The 21,950-nt window shown below is 54.8% G+C and carries 18 protein-coding genes; 9 read left to right on the top strand and 9 right to left on the bottom strand.

Going from position 1 to position 21,950, the window contains the following annotated elements:
• Nucleotides 1-42: 42 nt before the first annotated feature.
• Both dnaN and dnaA read right to left on the bottom strand, forming a co-directional pair.
• Entirely contained in the window at nt 43-1,167 is a 1,125-nt protein-coding gene (gene dnaN / locus ABIB48_RS11605; RefSeq protein WP_110105701.1) for a DNA polymerase III subunit beta, read from the bottom strand.
• A 457-nt stretch (nt 1,168-1,624) separates the two neighbouring features.
• On the bottom strand, nt 1,625-3,061 hold the full coding sequence (dnaA, locus tag ABIB48_RS11600) for a chromosomal replication initiator protein DnaA (RefSeq protein WP_110105702.1): 1,437 nt from the start codon (nt 3,059-3,061) through the stop codon (nt 1,625-1,627).
• 567 nt (nt 3,062-3,628) lie between these two features.
• Here dnaA and rpmH point away from each other — a divergent pair.
• The 8 genes from rpmH to ABIB48_RS11560 all read left to right on the top strand — a co-directional run bounded on the left by rpmH (nt 3,629) and on the right by ABIB48_RS11560 (nt 9,106).
• Nucleotides 3,629-3,766 carry a 50S ribosomal protein L34 gene (gene rpmH / locus ABIB48_RS11595; RefSeq protein ID WP_044569795.1) on the top strand — a complete coding sequence of 46 codons (138 nt, stop codon included), beginning with the start codon at nt 3,629-3,631 and terminating at the stop codon, nt 3,764-3,766.
• A 55-nt stretch (nt 3,767-3,821) separates the two neighbouring features.
• Entirely contained in the window at nt 3,822-4,247 is a 426-nt protein-coding gene (rnpA, locus tag ABIB48_RS11590; RefSeq protein WP_110105703.1) for a ribonuclease P protein component, read from the top strand.
• Nucleotides 4,244-4,639, top strand: coding sequence for a membrane protein insertion efficiency factor YidD (gene yidD / locus ABIB48_RS11585; protein WP_110105704.1), 396 nt, complete (start codon nt 4,244-4,246; stop codon nt 4,637-4,639). Before rnpA ends, yidD begins: the two co-directional genes overlap by 4 nt.
• Nucleotides 4,640-4,657: 18 nt before the next feature.
• The gene (gene yidC, locus ABIB48_RS11580) at nt 4,658-5,623 is read left to right on the top strand and encodes a membrane protein insertase YidC (protein WP_110105705.1); all 966 of its coding nucleotides are present in this window, start codon (nt 4,658-4,660) and stop codon (nt 5,621-5,623) included.
• Complete coding sequence (locus ABIB48_RS11575; protein WP_110105706.1) at nt 5,623-6,150, top strand: Jag family protein; 528 nt, start codon at nt 5,623-5,625, stop codon at nt 6,148-6,150. The genes yidC and ABIB48_RS11575 overlap by 1 nt, the downstream gene beginning before the upstream one ends.
• A gap of 84 nt (nt 6,151-6,234) precedes the next feature.
• On the top strand, nt 6,235-6,873 hold the full coding sequence (gene rsmG, locus ABIB48_RS11570) for a 16S rRNA (guanine(527)-N(7))-methyltransferase RsmG (RefSeq protein ID WP_110105707.1): 639 nt from the start codon (nt 6,235-6,237) through the stop codon (nt 6,871-6,873).
• Between the two features lie 74 nt (nt 6,874-6,947).
• A complete protein-coding gene (locus tag ABIB48_RS11565) occupies nt 6,948-8,003 on the top strand; it encodes a ParA family protein (protein WP_281268038.1) in 1,056 nt (351 codons plus the stop codon).
• Between the two features lie 89 nt (nt 8,004-8,092).
• Entirely contained in the window at nt 8,093-9,106 is a 1,014-nt protein-coding gene (locus ABIB48_RS11560) for a ParB/RepB/Spo0J family partition protein (protein ID WP_354213054.1), read from the top strand.
• Between the two features lie 260 nt (nt 9,107-9,366).
• Here the strand turns inward: ABIB48_RS11560 and ABIB48_RS11555 are convergent, their stop codons facing one another.
• Complete coding sequence (locus ABIB48_RS11555; RefSeq protein ID WP_354213053.1) at nt 9,367-9,579, bottom strand: hypothetical protein; 213 nt, start codon at nt 9,577-9,579, stop codon at nt 9,367-9,369.
• 2,757 nt (nt 9,580-12,336) lie between these two features.
• Here ABIB48_RS11555 and ABIB48_RS11550 point away from each other — a divergent pair.
• Nucleotides 12,337-12,747 carry a hypothetical protein gene (locus ABIB48_RS11550; RefSeq protein ID WP_354213051.1) on the top strand — a complete coding sequence of 137 codons (411 nt, stop codon included), beginning with the start codon at nt 12,337-12,339 and terminating at the stop codon, nt 12,745-12,747.
• A 200-nt stretch (nt 12,748-12,947) separates the two neighbouring features.
• On the opposite strand, the gene ABIB48_RS11545 is transcribed toward ABIB48_RS11550, so the two are convergent.
• The 6 genes from ABIB48_RS11545 to ABIB48_RS11520 all read right to left on the bottom strand — a co-directional run bounded on the left by ABIB48_RS11545 (nt 12,948) and on the right by ABIB48_RS11520 (nt 21,848).
• On the bottom strand, nt 12,948-13,301 hold the full coding sequence (locus tag ABIB48_RS11545; protein ID WP_354213050.1) for a hypothetical protein: 354 nt from the start codon (nt 13,299-13,301) through the stop codon (nt 12,948-12,950).
• Between the two features lie 2,748 nt (nt 13,302-16,049).
• Complete coding sequence (locus tag ABIB48_RS11540) at nt 16,050-16,982, bottom strand: HNH endonuclease signature motif containing protein (RefSeq protein ID WP_354213048.1); 933 nt, start codon at nt 16,980-16,982, stop codon at nt 16,050-16,052.
• A 105-nt stretch (nt 16,983-17,087) separates the two neighbouring features.
• Nucleotides 17,088-17,939, bottom strand: a complete 852-nt coding sequence (locus ABIB48_RS11535; RefSeq protein ID WP_354213047.1) for a DUF222 domain-containing protein — start codon at nt 17,937-17,939, stop codon at nt 17,088-17,090.
• A gap of 1,086 nt (nt 17,940-19,025) precedes the next feature.
• Nucleotides 19,026-19,352: a thioredoxin gene (gene trxA / locus ABIB48_RS11530; protein ID WP_110105714.1), complete on the bottom strand. Its 327-nt coding sequence runs from the start codon at nt 19,350-19,352 to the stop codon at nt 19,026-19,028.
• A gap of 16 nt (nt 19,353-19,368) precedes the next feature.
• A complete protein-coding gene (trxB, locus tag ABIB48_RS11525) occupies nt 19,369-20,349 on the bottom strand; it encodes a thioredoxin-disulfide reductase (RefSeq protein WP_110105715.1) in 981 nt (326 codons plus the stop codon).
• Between the two features lie 101 nt (nt 20,350-20,450).
• A complete protein-coding gene (locus ABIB48_RS11520) occupies nt 20,451-21,848 on the bottom strand; it encodes a hypothetical protein (protein ID WP_354213046.1) in 1,398 nt (465 codons plus the stop codon).
• Between the last annotated feature and the right edge of the window lie 102 nt (nt 21,849-21,950).

Raw genomic sequence — 21,950 nt, 5'->3', positions numbered from 1 at the left:
TCTCTTCCGTGGGAATGGGCTAGAACGGCGGCAAAATCGAAATTACGAGGAAGGCAACCTCACTGGCATTACCAGGTAGCGGTACTCATCCCGGCGGTCACCGTCAAGATCATCTTGGGCATTGATCATGGCTGGTTTTGGTGCCGAGGTGAAGGAGAACCGAACGTACTTGCTGTCGAAGGCATTCAGACCCTCACTGAGGTAGTGCGGGTTGAATGCAACAGTAATTTCATCGCCCACAAGTGCTGCTTCCAGGTTCTCCGACGCCTGTGCATCCTCGCCAGTGCCCGCATCGAGGGTGAGCTGACCATCAGTGAAAATCAACCGTACTGGCGTGTTTCTTTCAGCAACCAGGGAAACTCGACGAACAGCTTCGGCCAAGGCATGGGTTTCTACTGTTGCATAAATGGGAGTGGTGTCCGGGAATAGTGACCGAATCTTGGGATATTCTCCATCAACCAACAGGGAGGTGGTGCGGCGTCCGCCACTTTCGAAGCCGATGAGTTCGCTGTTGGATGACAAGGCAATGTTGATGTTTCCAGCATTGCCAAGAGTTTTGGCCACTTCGCTGAGAGTTTTTGCCTTGATCAAAGCGGCGGCAGAAATATTGGGCGTTGAAGGGTTCCAACGCACTTCCCGCAGTGCCAACCTGTACCTGTCAGTGGCCAAGAGAGTGATCAGATCACCCTCAATTTCCATCTTGACGCCGGTCAGAACGGGAAGGGTGTCATCCTTGCTCGAGGCAATAATGACCTGGGAAACAGCCTGCGCAAAAGCCTCGCCGTCCACCGTTCCACTAATTTCTGGAAGAGCAGGAAGTTCCGGGTAGTCGTTGACAGGCATGGTGGCCAAATGAAAGCGGCTGCTACGGCAAGTCAAAGTCACCTTGTTGCCGTCGGTCTCTACATCAACGGGAGCGGCCGGAAGGCTTCGGCAGATGTCCGCCAAAAGACGCCCGGAAACAAGGATGGTCCCTTCTTCGGAGATATCTGCTGGTATCTGCAACCGTGCCGAGATCTCGTAGTCAAAGCTGGACAGGCTCAAGGTACCGGCTTCGGCCTTTAGCAACAGGCCTGAGAGGACCGGGACAGGAGGCCGGGGAGACAAGGAACGTGCGGCCCAGCTGACTGCTTCGGTCAGAACATCCCGTTCGACTCGGAACTTCACGGAAGGGTGCCGCCTTTCAAGGTACGAAAAAAATTTAAGGGTTCCCAGTGGACCTGTCCGAAGGGGTCAGACACCAAGGTTGAAATTACATCCTTGGAGACAGCTTAGCGCCTTGGGAAGTTCATTTGGACATTGGTCTTTGCCCTGGGCAGGGCCGGATGGGATAAAAGGTAAATGTTGTTTGAAACGAAAGATTCTTGTAGTTCGTAGTGTTAATAAGTCCTGTGGATACTGTGGATAAGTGCCTTTGAGCACGTGATTTCGCAGAAGTTGCCTGTGCACAGGTTGTGAGGCTGTCCCGTTTTGGGGTGTGGGGAACGGTGGAGAACTTTTTGAGTGCTTTTAATGATCCACAGGCAACCCGGTAGTTATCCGCAGGTTGGGGAGGTTGTGCCTGAGTAATCCACAGGCTTATCCACACCTGTTAATTTCTCAGAATTTTTCCCCGCTCCGCGGGTTACCCTTCGCGCTGCTGCTGTTTAATCTTGTTGGTGAGCTCAGTTACCTGGTTGTAGATGGCGCGTCTCTCAGCCATCAATTCCCGGATCTTCCGGTCTGCATGGATCACCGTGGTGTGGTCCCGCCCGCCAAACTCCTGACCAATCTTGGGAAGAGACATGTCAGTCAGCTCACGGCACAAGTACATGGCAATTTGCCGGGCTGTAACCAGGGTGCGGGTCCGCGACTTGCTGCACAGCTCTTCTAGAGAAATGTTGAAGTAGGCAGCCGTCTGACCAAGGATTGCAGTGGACGTGATTTCCTGGGCCCCATCGTCAGTAATCAGGTCCTTCAACACCAGCTCTGCAAGCCCAACATCTACTGGTTGCCGGTTCAAGCTCGCGAACGCTGTTACACGAATCAGTGCGCCTTCAAGTTCCCGAATGTTTGTGGAGATCTTCGATGCGATGTATTCCAAGGCGTCATCCGGTGCAGAAAGCCCTTCTCCAATAGCCTTTTTCCTCAAAATCGCGATCCGAGTCTCGAGTTCAGGGGGCTGAACGTCTGTCAGCAAGCCCCACTCAAAACGTGAACGCATGCGCTCCTCGAAACCCTGGAGACGCTTGGGCGGCAAATCCGAGGTGATAACTACCTGCTTGTTGTGGTTATGAAGCGCATTGAAGGTATGGAAGAACTCTTCTTGTGTAGCGTCCTTATTGGCCAAAAACTGAATGTCATCAATCAGAAGGATGTCCACATTGCGGTACAGCTGCTTGAAGCTGGCGCCTTCATCGTCCCGGATGGAGTTGATGAAGTCATTAGTGAACTCCTCAGAATTCACATACCGAACCCGGATGCCTGTGTAGAGGCGGCGCGCATAATGACCAATGGCATGCAAGAGGTGAGTCTTTCCCAGACCGGAATCGCCGTAAATGAACAGCGGGTTATAGGCCTTGGCCGGTGCCTCAGCCACGGCAACTGCCGCTGCATGGGCAAATCTGTTGGAAGCACCAATCACAAAAGAGTCAAAAACATATTTCGGATTGAGCCGGCCAAATTCTTGTGACGTGCTCGGCAACATGGGAGAAGGCTTAGAGATGTGCTCCACGGGTTCATGGTGGGCCGGGCTATCAGCACGAACCTGAACCTGCGCGGGAACAGTCTCTTCTTCCTTAGCAGGAGGTACCAGGTCAGCGTTGACACTGAAGGCGCAACTGATTTCCTCGGAAAAGACTTGGGCCAAAGCATCGCTCAACGCTGTATGAAGCTGGTTTTGCAGCACTTCACGAGTGAGTTCATTGGGGACCGCCACCAACAAGGTGTTTCCGATCAGGCCCTGCGGCTGTGTCAGAACTACGAATCCGCGTTGCCGCGGAGAAACACGTTCGTCCTGCTCAAGAATGCGAATGACTCGTCGCCAGGAGCTGCCAACGTCATTGATGTCCTCAGTGCTCATTGACCGTTCCATCCTTACTGCCGACTCAAGAGCCGAAAATTTCGCAATTCACACACACCGTGTACGTGACTTCAGTTACACACATAAAACCAAATTTTTTTATGAGCGCAGACCCACTCAAACTGAGTAATCCACAGAGTTATACACATCGGTGGATAACTTGCCACTGGCCTAGCCTAGAGGATGGATGAGCCAGAAGATAGCGAGAGAAAGTGCTTGTGGATAAATGTCACAGCAGCGCCCTCCTGCGCACCTCATCCACAGAAGTTGTCCACTTAGTTATGCACAGCTGTGGATGAAGCGTTTATAAGCTGTTTTTCAGGATTCCGAGGACCCAAACAGGGACAATTCGCCTCCGTGGCGCTGAAGTCTTCATACTCCGGTTTGACTGACAGGTGTTGCGTGACCTAACGTTGTGAAGTCCCATGTGTCTGTTTTGCGCCCCGGCGTGCACTCCCCATAAATGAGGAGTGGAAAGGAACAGGCATCCATATACTTAGCGTCGACCCCTTTCTTACCTGTTAGTTACGGGCAAGGCGCATCTTTGATTGTCTTGGAGTAACTACCGTGAGCAAGCGGACTTTTCAGCCGAACAACCGCCGTCGTGCCAAGAAGCACGGCTTCCGCCTACGCATGCGCACCCGCGCCGGCCGCGCCATTTTGGCAGCACGCCGCACCAAGGGTCGCGTAGAGCTGTCGGCCTAAACAATAGCTGCTTGACGATTCGTCGAGCCTTATAGAAGTAACGGTTGATCGCAAGGTGCTAGCCACCAAGAATAGAATGCGGACTTCCGCCAACTTCTCACATACTGTACGTTCCGGCGTCCGAAATGGACGCCGGAACTTAGTGTTATATATGGTGTCCACTTCTCCGGATGCACCCAGCCAAGTTGGGTTCATTGTGGCGAAGACTGTTGGGAACGCTGTGACCCGCAACCTCGTTAAGAGGAGACTGAGGGAAATTGTTGTTGAGACAATTAAGCAGCATCCTTACGGGGTCAATGTAGTTGTGCGCGCTTTGCCCGTTTCAGCGCAGGCTTCCTTCAACGACCTTGTCATGGACTATCGAAAGGCCTTCTTTGCTGCATCGACCCGTTTACGGGACAGTGCAGCAGGCTCTTCGCCATTAATTTCAACACCATCAGTTGACAAGGCACATGAGTCAAAAGGAGAAGATGTTTTGTGAGCAGCTCACAAACTCAAGGGCGTGCGCCCAGCCTACTCGGCGCCGTCGCACGTTTCTTGTGGCATGTTCCCCGCAACATTCTCATTATCGTTTTGAAATTATACCGGCGCGTCGTCTCACCCATTTATGGGCAGGTGTGCCGGTTTTTTCCGTCATGTTCAGCCTACGCACTGGAGGCTGTGACTGTTCACGGCGCAGTCAAGGGCACATGGTTTTCCATGCGACGGGTTATCCGCTGCCATCCTTGGAGCGCCGGTGGCCTGGATCCGGTTCCGTCACCGGCAGTTGTGGATTGGGATGACCCTTCCACGGTGCCACTCATTGTCCAACTGAACCACCCGGTTGTATTTCTGGCCAAGCAACAGGAAACGCAAAGTCGCAAAGCGGCTTGAGGAGATAGATAAAGAAATATGGGCTTCTTCAATACAATTCTGTTCCCCTTCAAGTGGATCGTCTCGTGGATCATGGTTGCCTTCCATGATGTTCTGACAACCTTGGGGATGGATGCTGCCTCGGGCATCACCTGGACCTTGTCAATCATTGGTTTGGTGTTGGTGATTCGTGCCGCATTGATTCCGGTTTTCGTCAAGCAGATCAAGGCACAGCGCGGCATGCAAGCGCTGCAGCCGGATATGAAGAAGCTGCAGGCCAAGTACAAGGGTAAGACCGATCAGCTCTCACGCCAGGCCATGGGCCAGGAACAGATGGCGCTGTACAAGGAGCACGGAACCAACCCGTTCTCTGCTTGTTTGCCCATGTTGATCCAGATGCCGTTTTTCTTCTCCCTCTTCCAAGTGCTTTCGGGCGTGGCCAAGGCCAACTCTGAGAACATCGGTATTGGTGCGATGACTCATGCGCAGGTTGTGCAATTTGACGAAGCCACCATCTTCGGTGCCCGCCTTTCCGATGCCCTGCTTCCCTCGTTTCAGGGCGGCAACCTGACGGTCACCATTGCCGTGCTGTCAATCGTGATGATTCTGGCAATGATTGCCTCACAGTTCATCACGCAGAAGCAGATCATGTCGAAGAACATGTCTGAAGAAGCCATGCAGGGCCCTTTCATGAAGCAGCAAAAGATGATGCTTTATGTACTGCCGTTGGTCTTCGGTATTGGTGGTATCAACTTCCCTATCGGTGTTTTGATCTACTGGACCACTACCAACCTGTGGACCATGGGTCAGCAGTTCTTCGTTATCCGCCGCATGCCTACTCCCGGCTCACCGGCGTACAAGGAATACCAGAAGCGCCGCGAGGCCAAGGGCCTGCCGCTGCTGGGTGCATCCAAGAAGACGGTCGAGGCAGAAGTTATTGCGGAGAGCCCTGATCTGAAGGGGCAGCGGAACCAGCCACAACGCAAGAACAGGAAGAAGAAATAATGCCTGAAGAAACGCAGCTTGTCCCTGAGGAAGTATCCGCCCCGGTAGAACCCGGTGTTAGCCGCTTGGAAGAAGAAGGCGACATTGCCGCCGACTACCTTGAAGAGCTTCTCGACATTGCCGATATCGATGGCGATATCGACATTGAAGTTCGTAATGGCCGGACCTACATCTCCATTGTTGCTGATGAGGAGTCTGATTCGTTGCAGAGCCTGGTAGGTCAGGACGGCGAAGTCCTTGACGCCTTGCAGGAACTGACCCGTTTGAGTGTTCTCTCGGCAACGGAAAGCCGGTCCCGTCTTGTTCTGGACATTTCTGGCTACCGTGGCCGCCGGAACGAAGAGCTTGCCAAGATTGCCCAGGATGCGGCAGATCTGGTCAGCGGTGGCCAAGAATCAGTGGCGTTGGATCCCATGGGAGCCTATGAGCGCAAGATTGTGCACGACGCCATTGCTGAACTGGGTTTGGAATCCGAATCTGAAGGTGAAGGCACACGCCGTCACATTGTGGTGAGCGCAGCTCATTAGGCCGCAGTTTTCAAATAGCTACCAAACGGTCCCGGCCGCTGCCTCAGGGAGCGGCCGGGACCTAAATTTTAGAGGACACATATCGTGGTGGAACTTACTGCACAAGAGGCTCTTGCGGCCGAACAAATTTTTGGCGAACGCCTTGATCTCGCCAAACGATATGTTGAACATTTGGCAACGTCAGGCATTGAACGTGGGCTGATTGGTCCAAGAGAAGTACCTCGTTTGTGGAGTCGGCACGTTTTGAACTGTGCGGTGGTGGCAGAACTGATTGCCGACGGCGCTAAAGTTGCCGATGTGGGCAGTGGCGCCGGCTTGCCAGGGCTCTGTTTGGCTATTGCCCGACCTGATCTGTACCTGACACTCATTGAGCCACTTGAACGGCGGGTCACCTGGCTCGAAGAAGTCGTCATGGATCTGGGACTCAACAATGTGGAAATCATTCGCTCCAGGGCAGAAGCCGCCATTGGCAAGGTTGAATGCTCAGTTGTTACCGCTCGAGCAGTATCTGCTTTGAAGACTTTAGCTCCACTGACTATTCCGCTCTTGGGTGGCGAGGGGGAACTCTTGGCGATCAAGGGCCGGAGTGCTGAAGACGAGATTGCTACCGCTGGCAAGACACTTAGAAACCTCGGTGGGTATGAGACATCGATCGTTATTGCAGGGCAAGATGTTCTGGACGAGCCCACAACAGTGGTTCGTGTCAAGGTGAAGCGGCGCTGATTCCCACTGCTGTGGGAATGAACCGATAAGCTAGAGGTTGGCAACCATCGCCACAAGAAAGTGAGAGTGCAAGCGTGACCAGTAGCGAAGCAGCTTCGCAACGGATCCCTCCGTTCATGACATTGGGGTCGGCACGTTCTAACGCCTCAAATCAACCTAATTCAATTGATTTACGCCAACGAAGTTCTAATGCTGGTGTTTCACGTGAAACAAGTGCGGATGCTTTGAGTTCACTCAATGATGAGCTCGATGACAGTAGCCCCATTGCTAGCCAGCTCGTCAGTGAGACTAAGCGTCGCGAACGGTTGCTGGGGCGCAAGCTTCCCCGGCCGTCACATACGCGCATTCTGACGGTGGCTAATCAGAAAGGTGGGGTCGGAAAAACGACCACCACAGTGAATGTTGCAGCTGCACTTGCTTCGGCAGGATTGCATGTTCTGGTGATTGATATTGACCCTCAGGGAAATGCATCCACAGCACTCGGCATACCTCACCATGCGGAAATCGATAGTATTTACGATGTTTTGATCAATGATGTGGCCATGGCCGAAGTAGTTGCCCAGTGCCCCGACATTGCGAATTTGTACTGTGCCCCCGCAACCATCCATCTCGCGGGTGCTGAAATTGAGCTTGTATCCCTCGTCGCGAGGGAGCAGCGACTTCGCCGGGCCATAGATGAGTATGTTAAGTTCCGGGCAAAGAGCGGTGAAGCGCGGCTAGATTTCATCTTCATCGACTGCCCGCCCAGCCTTGGGCTCCTGACGGTCAATGCGTTTTGTGCGGCGAACGAGGTTATGATTCCCATTCAGTGTGAGTACTACGCACTGGAAGGACTGAGTCAGCTTTTGAAGAATATCGAAATGATCCAAAAGCATCTGAATTCAGATCTGATTGTCTCCACTATTTTGCTGACCATGTACGATGGGCGGACAAACTTGGCTGCTCATGTGGCAGCTGATGTGCGCGAGCACTTCCCACAGCAGGTATTGAGGGCCATGATTCCACGGTCCGTCCGTATTTCTGAGGCTCCCAGCTATCAGCAGACGGTGATGACTTACGATCCTTCGTCAACTGGAGCACTCTCATATCTTGAGGCTGCGGCTGAACTGGCTGAGCGCTCCACGGTTTAATGCGATTAGTCGCATAGAATCGTTCCAATTCACTTTAAAGTTCATCAGAGCCCACATGGCGTGGGTTTCATTCAATGGAGGATGTCTCAATGACTGACAAGCGCAGGGGTCTCGGTCGTGGGTTGGGTGCATTGATCCCGAACTCATCTGGTGATGAGAGTGGATCCTCTCAGCCAACACGTCCTGTCGACTTGTTCTTTCCGGAGCCCAAATCCCGTAAACCAGCGGTAGCTCCCACTAATACCGTAAAAAAGCCTGTAGAAGCCAAGAATGTTGAACTTGTAGAAGTTCCAGGTGCCACTTTCATGGAACTTCCTGTTGGCGAAATCCATCCGAACCGTAAACAGCCACGTACTGTCTTTGATGAGGACGATATGGCGGAACTGGTTCACTCAGTCCGTGAAATCGGAATCCTACAACCAATTGTTGTCCGCAAGTCCACTGAAAAGGGCGATCAGCCCTACGAATTGGTAATGGGTGAACGCCGCTGGCGTGCGAGTCAGGCCGCAGGCTTGGAAACTATTCCCGTTATTGTCAGGGAAACTACTGATGACAACTTGCTACGTGATGCTCTTTTAGAGAACCTGCACCGAAGCCAGCTGAATCCACTGGAAGAGGCCGCCGCCTACCAGCAACTTTTGGAAGATTTTGGCACTACGCATGAGCAGCTTGCCGATAAGATCGGCCGCTCACGTCCACAGGTATCGAACACGTTACGACTGCTGAAGCTTCCTCCGTTGGTTCAGCGCAGGGTGGCCTCCGGTGTGTTGTCTGCTGGTCATGCTCGGGCGCTCCTGGCTCTTCCGGATGCGGTGGCCATGGAAAACTTGGCTCAGAAGATTATTGCCGAGGGGATGTCGGTTCGCTCGACCGAAGAGGCTGTCCAGCTCTATCAGGCACCGTTGGATGGAAAGAAGCCGGCAACTAAGACTTCTAGCCCACGTCACGAACGACTTGATTTCTTGGCAAGTTCGCTGGCAGATCGACTGGACACGAACGTGAAGATTTCCCTCGGTGCCCGTAAGGGTAAGGTCAGTATTGAGTTTGCGTCAGTCGAGGATCTTAACCGGATCATGGATGTCTTGAGTCCCGACGCGAATTAGTGAGTGTTAACGAGAGTGGCGGTGTTTCACGTGAAACACCGCCACTCTCGTCTTTAAAGTATCTTCGCCAGGATTGATCCTAAGCGTAAATATCGCGACCTTGACTGACACTCAACGCTTCCAGATTCGGTCAATTTAGGATAGCTGTTGCAACTTGGATGCAACGTTCCACGTGAAACATCTTTTTGAAAAACTAATGAAGTTTAGTTCCGTGCGCCGGATCGGATGGTGTAAAAGTATGGGAGCTTAGACTGGGCTGTTTACTGAATGGTAAGGGCCGCCATCGCAGCTGAATGGACAACGAGGTTTTTATGCAGCGGCGTGGAGTATCCGGTCTGGGAGATGGGGTCGGGGAGTATGGCCTGTTTTTCATGTTCAATCGCGATTGTCCGCTCGGGCCGGTGCTTGCTGCGGAGGTGAACATCTAGTGCAGTATTGCCGGTGGGCCCCTCGTAAAGGGAGGGTGATGGCAAGTGTGCTCCTGGCCCATAGCTTTAGCTGGCACCTGTGTGCGTGCTCCTTGGAAATCACATAGTCTCATTGCCGGGCAAGACGAACATTTTGGGAATGGTATTTTCGAAAACAAACGTCTCTAGCAAGACCCCTTATGAGCAGCTAGTCCGCCTTTCGGCAATCTTAAGCGGCGAGGTTGTTCGGGTGTTTGACGAGGGACAGGTGCCAAGCGTCCAAAGCGGTGATTCTGAGGATCGCTAAACACGAAGTCTAATTCCGCAAAGAGGCGACCATTCAAATTTGCGGCTATCTACCCGTCTCATACACAGCTACTGCAACGCTCATCTAGGTTGGAGGGAGCCTACTAGGATGCGAGGCCTAGATCAAGGCGGCTGTGCGTCTCCCTAAGGGCCTGGGAGGTGTTCCGGCACAACCGGGCCTGCTGGGGTAAGCCGGAAGGGCGCACGTGGGATCTGAGCTTCTAGATTGACCTCTGCTAGTCCCGTTGCACATGAGGTATGTGACTAAAGGTGCTCAGAGGGTGATCGGTGCCTAGGCTGACTCCATGAACCCGTGCAGGACAGCCACCAGTTGTGCAGTAGGTGGGTGACTGCAAAGAGGGTCTCCCGCCACTTAGCTGTTGTTTGATCTGCTGGAATAGGAAGTGCCAGTACCACCCCGGCCCATGGCCAGAACCTACTCAATGACTTGGTGGAGTAGTTGTCTGCCCGGTTCTTTTGTGCGACTCCGGCGTTGGCCGGCATTGGCTCCTGTATCCCCAGCAGGACCGTGTGCCCATCGGCTTTCAGCCAGGGCAAGGTGAAAAGCACAGGGTTCAGAAAGAGTGACACTAGTAGGTGTAGATCGATGCACCAGCGTGTATATCAGACGCAGTACCTGCTTCTAATTAAACCGGCCAGCTCTAAGCGGCGTGACGTCTCGATGGTGCGCCCGCATTCATCCGGAATGGAATCGTTGATACACATACCGCCTAACCACAAGACAACCTCCCGCTTCAGGAGCGCGATGGGGGCGCGAGTGCTTACCGTATTTATAGTCAGGTCTATTGTGCCTGGGCCCTGTTGTACCGGGCTGCGTTGTTACCCAGTACCTCAGCCAAATACGGGAGCTCTGCAGTTCAGTGCATGTGTATGGATCTATCAGCACTGTTCGTAGGTGCGACCGAGTAGGGCCGCCATCTCTGCAATAGCGACCCGTGCGGGGTGGTGATGTACGGTTGCGAAACGATCGCCGGATACCTGGGTGCGAGTGTCGTATCGGCCGTCATAAATGGGTAAGTTGTGCCGGTATATCCCGACTGACCTTTCACCCGTTGGAATCGAACAGCCAGAAAGCTTCACAGTCTACCGCCGCATTCCTTACCCTGCCCGCCGGAGCGAACTGATAGCCTGCAAACGATTCCGCGCCTTACGCCTTGTGCGAGTCCACAAATACGCCGTATCTGCTGTGGTGGGATGGGATCGCAGCTTTTCCATGGAGAGGGGAACACCCGTAAGAGCCATGTGGTGCTGGGATTATCCATGATTCTCTCTGGTGGTGCGGCGTCGGTCCTTGTCACTTCATTGGTACCAGGGTGGCCTTCTGCTGACTTAGTTGTGGGCAGGTTGGTGGTACCGGCCAATTGCGGAGAAGGTGAACAACAACGGCTCTCTCAAAGCCGCTACTGACGTTGAGTTCTAACAGAATTGATAGTGAAGCCGTTCACGAGGAACATGTCAACGGTGCTTATCCAGGGCTGTACGGGTACTGAATCTTTGAACTCGGAGAACTTCCAAACTCGCAGTAACCGGGTATATTTTCGCTTACAGGGTCCGCTTGTCCCGTCCGGGTCATGCTTCATCCACGGCACTGAGACCGTACTGGTGAACTGAGCCAATGAGCCGGTACCAGGCGCGCAGTCTTTATCTTGGGGAATTCGTCATGGATGCTTCATTCGCCGTAGCTGCCGATGCTCTGCCATGTATAGACGAGGCTTTCAATACTTCGTAGACAGCTGCCGGCTCGGTTGCACAGGCAGCTGTGCCGGTGGTTAACGAGTGGACATCACATCAGGTTGTTCTTCTTGGTGTTTGGCACATTGGTCCTCGTAGTGTTATCGTTTGAGATTCCATTGTTTTGCCGAGCACGACGCACCGCAGCGGTCGGCGTTGGGCGTGGGCAAGGAGACTGGCAACCTTGGTAATAGGCCTGCCGGTTCGCGAGGGTGATCTGTACGACTGACTGGTCTGCGGGACTATCCTGGGTGTTTTCTAGCGGCCAGGATTTCCCCGGTCTTGGATGATTGTCAGTACTGCCGGATCAAGGTCTCCCTGAGGCCGTGTACGGACTTGCATGTAGTACAAGGCTTTGGCTTCCAGGGTCGGTTAGGGAATCGGCTGTGTTGCCAGCGTATGTGTTACGCGTCGCGTTGTTTGGGGCGCATTGGTCATTGTGGGTGACGATGTAGCTGCTGTGGTTTGTGCTTAGTTGGCAGCGTCAACCCGACGACCAGATCCGCGATTCCCGCCGGGGCCCGAAATCTCTGAGCAACCAAAGTGGCAGCATGATTTTGCTCGGGCCGCCCGTGGTGGAGTGATTCCTTCGTTCCCTTGTTTCGCTGTTCTCCACGAAGTGGCCCCTTCCTAGCCGGGGCCTGGTAGGCAAGAGTCATTGACATGATCTTTTGGTATAGGAAGAGGAGCGGGCGCGATGATGGTCGTGGGTAGCCCCGATCAGGCCGGGACGGCCTTGCTGGCGGGCGAAATACCCTGTCCTCATTGCTCGACGCCGCTGCGCCCCACGGGCACTCCCGTCACCGCACCGTGCGTGGCCTGGGCCAGGAGCGGCTGACCCTACAGCGGCGGCGAGCCCGCTGTGCCGACTGCGGACGTACCCAGTTCCTTTTGCCGGCCGCGTTGGCCCTACGCAGGGTGCGGCGCTGGCTCCGCCGTGTCCCGGACACACACGTTCACTGGCTGAAGCAACAGGCAGTGAAGCACGCGTTCCGTGTCAACCCCGACAAGCTGGTCCGCCCCAAGCAGTGGCCGAGCCTGCTCGGCTGGCACCTGAATATCTTGGCCGGCGCCGCATTGGCTTTCAACCATCGGGCAAGTGTCGAGCTGCCGCCTTGGACCGTGATCGGGCACTTCACACGAGATAACATACTCAGCCCACCCCTGCACACCTAAAAAGAGACGAGACCGTGCTTTGCCATGCCCTGAAACACCACGTCACCATGACGAGCGGTCCATCGATCCCATCGTCATTTAAGGCGACGACGTCATCGTCAAATAGCGCACTCGGTAACAGTATGTTGAAGTAAATCCCAGGCTGTACGCGGTGTGGAATGGTCCAGGGATTGGCGCGGCCGGCGGTTGTTGTAGTGATCTCAAAACCGGTGAATCCTGCCCTGAAGGTGCTCGAACATGGCGGGCTGCTGCACGTCGAGGAACCGCAGCAGGGTTTGCTGAGAGCGCTCGTTCTTGCTTTGCGTGGTGGGTTTGCCGGGCAGTCCGCTGATCGGCATGGTCCTTTTGGAGGCGAGGAAGATTTCACCGGAACCGATCCTGCCGGCCCGCAGCTGATTGAACGCCAATGAGTTCTCCGACAGCACATCTTTGGTCGGGCCGTAAACGGTGATGGCTCGTTCGAGGACGTCCTTGGCATCGGTACTGTTCTCGGCAAGTGAGTACGCTGCTGTGCCCACATCGAAGCGCGAAGAGTCATCGAGGAGCTGGTACACGGTGATAACTTATTCGCCAGCGAAACGGTACTCGAAAGCATCCAGTTGCCACAATGACATCACGGTGGAGCGTACGAACGGGATGTACGGTGACTTGGGTCGTTCCCTGGGGGCTGCGTAGACGTGACAGACACTGGAGAGCAGGCGGGTTATCCCTCGCGACCGAGGAAACCTTCCCACCCGGGAACCTCCCTTGCTGGCTGGCTTCGTTATAGATCGAACGTGGGCCATAGCACCAGCCATCGGCTTTGAGTTGCTTCCGGATCTTCACCACTTTGTGAATCAGCCGGGACCATATTTACGGGCCGGAGTCTTCGGTGCACGGGAACGCGGGTGAAAGAGAGTTCGCCATTCAATGACTATCGCTGCCAACCCGTCGGTAAAAGTGTCTCCGACGTGGGGAGAGAGTGTCGTCTCCGAAGTGACGAGATCCGATGTATACGAAGTGGCGAGATTACACACCAGATCGACACAGGCCCGCTACCGAAAGCCTCGACTAAATATGCCATATCCGGCAGCTGGCTCTTGAACATTTGTCCGTGCTCGACCCTTAGTATTCCCAAGGAGGGGACATCCGCCAAGACGACACCCAAGTCAACATGATCCACCCCGGATAAGAAGAATCACCCTAGAATAGTGCATATCAGCTCCACACGGATTGACCAGGTTCACTGCCGTGCCACTGGCTGCCAAATAGCCGGAGTCAAGGAGCGGAACACGGCACCGAAGAACGCCCAGACCAGCTGACACCCGGCAACACTGCAGCGAGCAACGGGGAGGTATGCTGGCCAAAAGAATAAGTGACGCGAACACAGACAGCGATGATTAACGGGTACAGCTCCCTAGCTACCTCGTTTCGGGTCCGCGTCCTTGTAGTCGATCGGGAGCGCCACCCTCACCGTGGCGGTGGCGTCATGCTCCGGCCCGCTTGCCCACAGTGCGCATCTACAAACCGACAAGCAACGCCCTAAGTGCCTCCAGATTCCGACCAGCTGTTAGTGCTTGCGTTGTTGTTCGATGCCGGCGTCGTTTTCAGCGACGAGGTGATTGTTGGGTCTGCTTGTCATCGTGATGTGCGGGCTCGTCAGGATGCTCGGCTGAGTCCGCGCGGCTAGATCTTGGGGTATCCCAGGATATCTAGATTGAGGTTGCCTAAGGTACTGCAATATATCCTCGTGCAGCCACTCGGTATGCGATGAGGACACCCTGGCCCAGCAGGCTGGACGCCATGTGGGCTGGCAGCGTCGCTGTGGAGTCCCGCGAAGGATAGTACCCAGACGGCAATGCTGCCGCAGACTACCTCGTGGTGCTCATTATCATCATCGTCTCTGTTCCTTTACGTTATCTCAACGCCCCGGGATGGGATGCTTGCCCATCATTGCCGTTGCTGGGAAGGGGTGCATTTTGGGTAGTTTGGCACTGCCTCGGAACAGATGAGTCACTCCACCATTGATTGGCGGAGAAGACCACTGTGCCAATCAGGCTGCACAAGATACTGGGTGCAGAATAGACCGCTGAATTGGTCTTCACGCTGACGCGGTGGTCAAACAAAGAGACGACGGATTCCTCGGCCTAAGACGCGTGAGGGTTCCAGGACGGGTCAAAGAGGAGCCAATAGTACTGACATGTAAACGGATGCAGTGGTGCCAACCTTTTGGCAGACGAGTGCGTCAACGCCATGCAATATTTCGCTGGATAGACTCGTTCGCGATCTACGATCCGCATGACGGTCGTAGAGCTCATCGCCAGGAAGGGAATGGGGGGACCAACCGGGAAGCAACGTGGCTCTGCCCGGTGGGCGTGGGGGACCGAAACGGTACCAGTCGCAGACCGTGGTTTGGGCTGCCAGCGCATTTGCAAGAGTGCTGGGTACTGAACTCAAGCTGGCACTACGGGATTCTGGATCCAATATCAGGTGAACGCATGATGGGGCTTTCCCGCTGTGGAAATAGCTCAATGTGATCGGAATTGGCCACATGACTTCAATGGCTAATTCCTCACTCTCACCTTGAGTCCTACCAGCCCTGCCGTTCGAAAGGTGTCCAGCGCAAACTGGTGGGTCATGCACAACTAGGAGCTGCGGACAAAGACTCGAGTATTAGGAGGCAATGTTGCGTGTACCAAAGGCTTGGCTGCGGTGACAGCTCATCTTTCGTATGTGCCGGGCACCAGTCTCTCTTCGATGCCACGCGCACGTTCTTATGGCTCGCTTCATCCAGGTACTAACGTACCTCGCTGATCCTCACTGCCAACAGTATGGTGGCGTAAGGTGGAATCCCTTCTGCGAGTAACCTGACCATGGAAACCATCCAGGACCACTTGGTATATGGTCAGGCGTTTTGAGTGGATCGATTGGGTCTCCGCAGCTGATCAGAGCTTAGGTGTTTGATCTGAATGAGGCTCTCGGTATCGCAAGAGAACAAGTAGTGTTCCACGTGAAACATGAACGTCAGGTAAGTGAGTTGATACAGAGGGTCGGTTAGAAGATCCGGGGGAGGCCTACCGGATTATTTGTCCGTGTCTGCCAGGGGTTCATTTGCGAGGAATGCCTTGATGGCCATCTCGGTGAGGATCTCTTCATCTTCGTCGCTGGGGATGAGCTCCTCGGTTGGTTCGACCGTGGTGAATTGATCGCAGTAGCCATCTTGGTCCGAGAGGAAAATGCCAATTTCATCCTCGAATCCCTGGGAGTCAATCTCGTGTTGGTCCTGCGTAGAGATTTTGAGCTCTACAATGTTCCGCAGCCATTTAGGGTAGGTGGGGGGGCTGGCTATCGCTGTCCCTGGGCGGATGATAGCGCCCTGAGGGTGACGTCCATGCGATTCCCCTGTCCGTCATTGCCGGTGTCCAGCCCCGCATTTTCACTTCACGACGTTCGGGAGTCTGGTCTGTGCGGTAGTGGCCCTGATGGGTTCTGTTGTCCTTGAAGTGCTTTAGCGCGTGATGCCGCCGGCACAGCACCTCCAGGTTCATGAAGGTCGTGGAGCCGCCGTTCTCGTACTTCCTAATGTGGTCTATCTCGGAAGTATGGGCCTTGGCGTCGCAGCCCGGGAATTGACAGTACTCATCCCTGATCCGCAACATGGTTCGCATTGCCTTTGTAGTTCTATAGTGTTCAGGGGCGGAATCCACTGTCTGGTTCGAGATGGGATCCACCAGAATGCGGTAGAAACTTGAAGACTGCGCCACCAGATGTCTGGCCACTTCCATGCTGATTGGACCAGCACCTTCTATCCACGCCGGCTCGTTGGTGGCGCCGAGCATCGAGAGTATCGGTACCATCAAGACGGGGGTGACCTGGGGCATTGGCGGCCAGACAGGGTCTGTCTTGTCTCTTGTGGTTGTGCCGGCACTGATCTTTGGTGGGGGGATGAGATCGGGAGGGGACCAAGCAGGGATCCAATCCGCCCAGTCATCAATGTCTGGGGCTCTGAACGCAACGTCTCCATAGTTTGGATCATCATAGACAGGGACCTGGCAATTATCGAGGTGGTAGTCACCCCGGTCGAGATCAGGTGTCAAGGATTCTCCAGAGGTTTCCTCTTCATTGCCCAGAGACTCGTGGCTCTTAGACGATTTGACCACACTGGTTGTGGTGAATGGACTGTGAATAAACTCTTGAGCTGTTCCCGTTCCAGCCTCTGTGTCAGGGGTTGGTGAATAGACACTGTTCTCCTCCATGGACTGGTTTAGCAGCAGTGCCGCCGCAACATCAGCCCGGAGCTGAGTTAGTGTCCGGTCCTCATGCGGCCCCTGTGCAGCTTGAGCAGTGCTGGTGCACAGGTTTCAGACACCTTCCAACGTGGGCGCCGGAGCGTAAAGGCTCAACCAGGACATGCCGTCTTGGCCGTGACTGATGCGCAAGTAGCGGCTGGAGTATGCGCGGCGGGTCCGGGCAGGGATGGTTTCAGGATACTGGCGTTCACGGAGTCGACGTGCCTTTTCACGGAAGCTTGGCAGAGTTGACGCTGCGGCCTTCTCGAGCAGGGCTTGCTCGAATGCGTGGATTGTGACTGGCGGCAAACCTGCTGCGCGCAGTAAGTCCGTCTCCTCGGCGATGACGACGGCGTGTTCCCACCCCAGCCCACCATCAACCAGCGTTGCCAAAGTTGTTGGCAATTGCTGGACTAGGGTGGATGCGTGATCCAGAAGCCTCTCGGACATGTTTTCAGGGATGGATAGTATGCTCGCGATTTCGGCTCGGATGCTGTTCATGCACTGTTGGTGTTGCCATGGATCCGCGTTTAGGACAGTGGCTTCCAATAGCGCTGTGGCCTGTAACCGCTCGATGAGCACGGCGGCCAGTGCGGCACATTGGTTTTGATGCTTCTTCAGCGCGACTAGTGCATCTGTGCATTCATCCATGAGAAGTCTGGCTGATTCCAGCTGCGATTGGGGGCCTTGATGCGAAGAATTTTCTGCAGACGACTGGAGGTTGTCTGGAATTCTGTCTCCAGACCGTGGGACGGCAGGGTCAGCTGAATGAGGTTCAGGATACTTCGGGAAGGATGACATGGCAGAAATGTCAGTGTCCAGCGGTTCAATAAGAGGCAGGGTCAGTCCAGCAATCAGGTCCGCCACATGTCCTGTGGTGGATGAAGCATCCCAGCCAGCCGGGATATTCATTGAATCGCCCATATCTTTATTTTAGTGTATATACACTAGTAGAACAAGGATTATTATGATGCATCGTTTATAGGTTCTAAGTCGTATGTTGAGCGCCAAGTACGGCCTGGTGTGCTCCTTCAAGTCCATACAGCTCTTGCGACTGTTCCTGCATGAGCGGTGACAAGGCACTTGCGAATCTATTGGCGGCAACCTCTGGCTCGAACAGCCCGGATACTTCCGGGCGATGTGGAGCCCACACCGGTTCACTCAGGTTCACACCGATTTCCCCCGATCCGTTCCTGACCGGTCTGCCCCTAGTCAATCCGCCCCGATCAGTTCGAATTCAATCCGTTCCGCGATTCTCGTTCACCACCTCCATGCGTGTACTGACGGCCTCCATGGGGCCCAAAGATCAGCATTGGAGGCGTGAGAGGGGTGCTGACAGTCGCCGGTTGGAGGGCCAGAACACGGTGGCTGGAAATTTGTGTGTCGGTTGTAGACGCTGTCTGGACAGCTGATGAAGGTGCTCTTCTGACTGCTTCGATCTTCAGCTTGCTTGCCGAGTGCTAGAGGAGATCATGGCTGGCAACTCATGGGGATCGAAGTGAATGATAGCTTTGCCTCGCGAGCGAAGATGGAGGCCCTACTGGAGGCACTACTGCGCGGCTGTCCAGGGCTGTTCTACTGCGTTGCTGGTCTTCGCTAATTGTCTTTGATACCCGGCTGCGTCACACGACTCTGCGTTGAGTTTGGCGCCAATAGCCCATTCAGGTTCAGTCGGGAAGCCGAGTATCCTATTGTCCCGCCCAGACAACGGCCGAACCCATACCATTCAGTTTTAGGATGCGTGCTTTCTGGAGTCACATTCAGGAGGCCACGTTTCACGTGAAACAGAAGAGGTAGAGGTAGGAGCAGCCTGAGAAGCAGCCGGCATGAAGCAGATTTTCTAGGGGACCCACAAATAATAGTATTGCGCGGGTGAGAAAAAGGGAATTTCCGCGCGGAAGCTATGAGCGCTTTGAAGCTTAGGATCAGTCTGAGAGAAACGCTGGAGTGGTTTAAATGACTGTGGACCGGGAGCACCCCGGTCCACAGTCATTAATATCATTCGCCTCTTTACTTCAGGACGTCTGCGAATTCCTTCTCAAAGTACTGCTTGGGGCGGGCACCAATAACAGTGCTCTGCACTTCTCCGCCGTTGAAGAGGTAAACGGCAGGAATGGAGGTGATTCCATACTTGGCGGAAATGGCGGGATTTGCATCAACATCCACCTTCACCACCTCTACCTTGTCCGAGTACTCCACAGAAATTTCATCCAGGATGGGGCCCAGCTTGCGGCAGGGACCGCACCATTCTGCCCAGAAATCCACAATAACCGGCTTTTCTGACTTCAGGACAACGTCTGCAAATGTTGCATCCGTGGCGCTCTTTGCGTTGCTCATGGGAATCTGCTTTCTCTTAGGAGTCTTGCTCGGCGAGGTAATGCTCAACATCTAGTGCTGCAACACAGCCTGAACCAGCGGCCGTGATGGCCTGGCGGTACGTGGGGTCCACTACGTCGCCAGCAGCGAAGACACCCTTGATGCTCGTCTTGGAGGAGCGACTCTCTACGGCAATGGTTCCTGCCTCTGTTAGCTCCAGGACACCCTTGACGAGATCAACACGAGGATCGTTGCCTATAGCAACGAATAGTCCCGTCACGGCCAAGTCACTTTGTTCCCCTGTGACAAGGTTGTTTAACCGTGCACCGGTTACCTTGGCTTCACCTTCGACGCTGACAACCTCGGAGTTCCAGATGAACTTGATCTTCGGATGCTTCAGCGCGCGTTCGGCCATGATCTTGGATGCGCGTAGGCTGTCACGGCGGTGAACAACCGTGACTGTTGCCGCAAACTTGGTTAGGAAGATGGCTTCCTCCATGGCGGAATCGCCGCCACCAATAACGGCAATGTCCTGGCCCTTGAAGAAGAAACCGTCGCAGGTGGCACAGGAGCTGACGCCATGGCCCACCAGGCGCTTCTCACCATCAACCCCAAGTTCCCGGTAAGCCGAACCCGTGGAAATAATTACGGTGCGTGCCTTGAATTCCTGGCCATCGGCAAGGGTTACAGTCTTGATGGCACCCTCGAGCTCTACTGATGTGACGTCGTCGTACATCACCTCGGTGCCAAACTTCTCAGCCTGCTGGCCAAGGTTTTCCATCAGATCCGGGCCCATGATGCCATCGGGGAAACCGGGGAAATTCTCCACGTCAGTGGTGTTCATCAGTTCGCCACCAGCCGTGACTGAACCGGCAATCATGAGCGGTTTGAGGTCGGCGCGGGCAGTGTAGATCGCGGCCGTGTAACCTGCGGGGCCGGAGCCAACAATAATGACGTCGCGGACTTCGCTGGCGGGGGTAACTTCAGTGCTCACGGGTGAGTGTTCCTTTTCCTTCATAGACGGAACCGCGCTACGGCGGCCCAATAGCTCCTTCGCTAACCACAACCGGTACAGAGAGACACTTATTCCGAATAGGTTGTGGGCGGCGTAGGGGATGGTTACTTGATGCTGATTTCAGTGATCTTTAATCCGAAGGGATAGGTGACATACGGCTGCAACCGGGGCAGTTCCGTGAAGTTGATAATCACGTATTTGGCGGTAACCCCAGGAGCTGCCGTCAACGTGAAGTCCGGTGAGCTGAATGAGCCGCTACCGATCTTCGTGGCATCCTGCAGAACAGGCTTACTGTTAGTTAGGATGTTGAACTGGCCACCGAATCCGGCGAGCTGGTTAATGGTGACTGAACTGATGGTTGACTCAGCCTGTAGTTCCACCACCAGGTTGATGCTGTCTGTCTGGTCGGCGAACGCGGCGTTTGAGAACTCTACGGTAGGCCAGTAAGTGGCTTTGTTTCCATCGATGGCGTCCTTGAGCCGGGGGTAAAACGCCTCACTGTAGTTCGGTGCGCCCGGATTGTAGACGGTGATATCCGTTAGCCCCTTGATAACAGGTGCCACGACCGCGGGCGCTGGGGGTGCCGCGGGGCTCTGCGCTTCTGTGGGCACAGGAGCCGTGGTGGTGGTAGGGCCAGCTTGAACTTCCGGGCCGGGGAACAAGTTGGTGATGTGCGATACCGCAAAGATGAGAGCGCCAATGAGCAGGACACCGAAAATGGCGCCCGTCAGCCAACGGCCGGTGGCACGAGGAGCATTTCCGTCATCCTCGTCGTCGAGATAGTCCTCGGACTCCGTGTAGTCGTCATGGGCGTCCAGGAGTTCCGCCGGGAATCTTCCGGGCCGCCTGGTCTCGTCCAGGTTCTCCTGATGGTCCTCGTTGATGAATCCATAGTCATCCTCATCCCAGAGCGTCACCTTTGAAACAGGGGGTGGTGCTACTGCGGGGGAAGGAACTGCGGCGGCACTTGCGCCGGCGATTCCGCTCACCGCTGCGGTGGGCGGCGGGGTGGGAACATCCGCGTGTGTTGGTGGCGGGGTGGTAATGCCGGGGATGGGGTGGGCCGGCGTCAGCGGGGAGTTGTCCTCGTAGACGTAGGCATCCTTTATAGGAGCTGCGTCCCGGGCCTTGCCGAAAATTTCCGTGCCAAGAGTATCAGTGAAGAACGGCTCCTGGTAGACCTCTTCCAAGGGTTCCGTGGGAACCACCAAGTCAAGCAGGTCAGCAGGGGAATTCCTGGCGGCGATGAGGTAGGTGGCGTTTCCTTCCACACCCAGATCCAAGATGGAAACACTGGAAACCCTTGCACCCGTGGCCACTTCCCTGGCGCTCTGCGTCAGGTTGGGTGAGTTCTCAACAGCTGCCACCAAGATACTCACGGGGCGGTTGAGGACCTGATCCAGGCCGTCGAGGATAATATCGTTCTCGGCAGAGGCCAAGATGCGGCCGGTCACTTTGTAGCGGCCGCCAAGGATAGAGCCCACATCAATGGGTTGTGGCACCAAATCCTCCTTTTACAAACACGGTGGCCGGTGTCAATGAAGATCACAAGCCATATTTTGACTGATTCTATAGGAAAACACTGTAAGGGCCGTGGTTGGGGC

Origin of the sequence: Arthrobacter sp. UYCu511 (assembly GCF_040547105.1) — a bacterium.
Classification (GTDB): Bacteria; Actinomycetota; Actinomycetes; order Actinomycetales; family Micrococcaceae; genus Specibacter; species Specibacter psychrochitiniphilus.
This window is presented reverse-complemented; position numbering and strand designations above follow the sequence as displayed.

Bases quoted from the DNA above. Each gene is read 5' to 3' on its own strand.
- dnaA (WP_110105702.1), bottom strand. From the start codon at position 3,061: ATGAGCACTGAGGACATCAATGACGTTGGCAGCTCCTGGCGACGAGTC.
- yidC (WP_110105705.1), top strand. From the start codon at position 4,658: ATGGGCTTCTTCAATACAATTCTGTTCCCCTTCAAGTGGATCGTCTCG.
- ABIB48_RS11575 (WP_110105706.1), top strand. From the start codon at position 5,623: ATGCCTGAAGAAACGCAGCTTGTCCCTGAGGAAGTATCCGCCCCGGTA.
- ABIB48_RS11560 (WP_354213054.1), top strand. From the start codon at position 8,093: ATGACTGACAAGCGCAGGGGTCTCGGTCGTGGGTTGGGTGCATTGATC.
- ABIB48_RS11540 (WP_354213048.1), bottom strand. From the start codon at position 16,982: ATGGAGGAGAACAGTGTCTATTCACCAACCCCTGACACAGAGGCTGGA.
- ABIB48_RS11535 (WP_354213047.1), bottom strand. From the start codon at position 17,939: ATGGGCGATTCAATGAATATCCCGGCTGGCTGGGATGCTTCATCCACC.
- trxA (WP_110105714.1), bottom strand. From the start codon at position 19,352: ATGAGCAACGCAAAGAGCGCCACGGATGCAACATTTGCAGACGTTGTC.
- trxB (WP_110105715.1), bottom strand. From the start codon at position 20,349: ATGAAGGAAAAGGAACACTCACCCGTGAGCACTGAAGTTACCCCCGCC.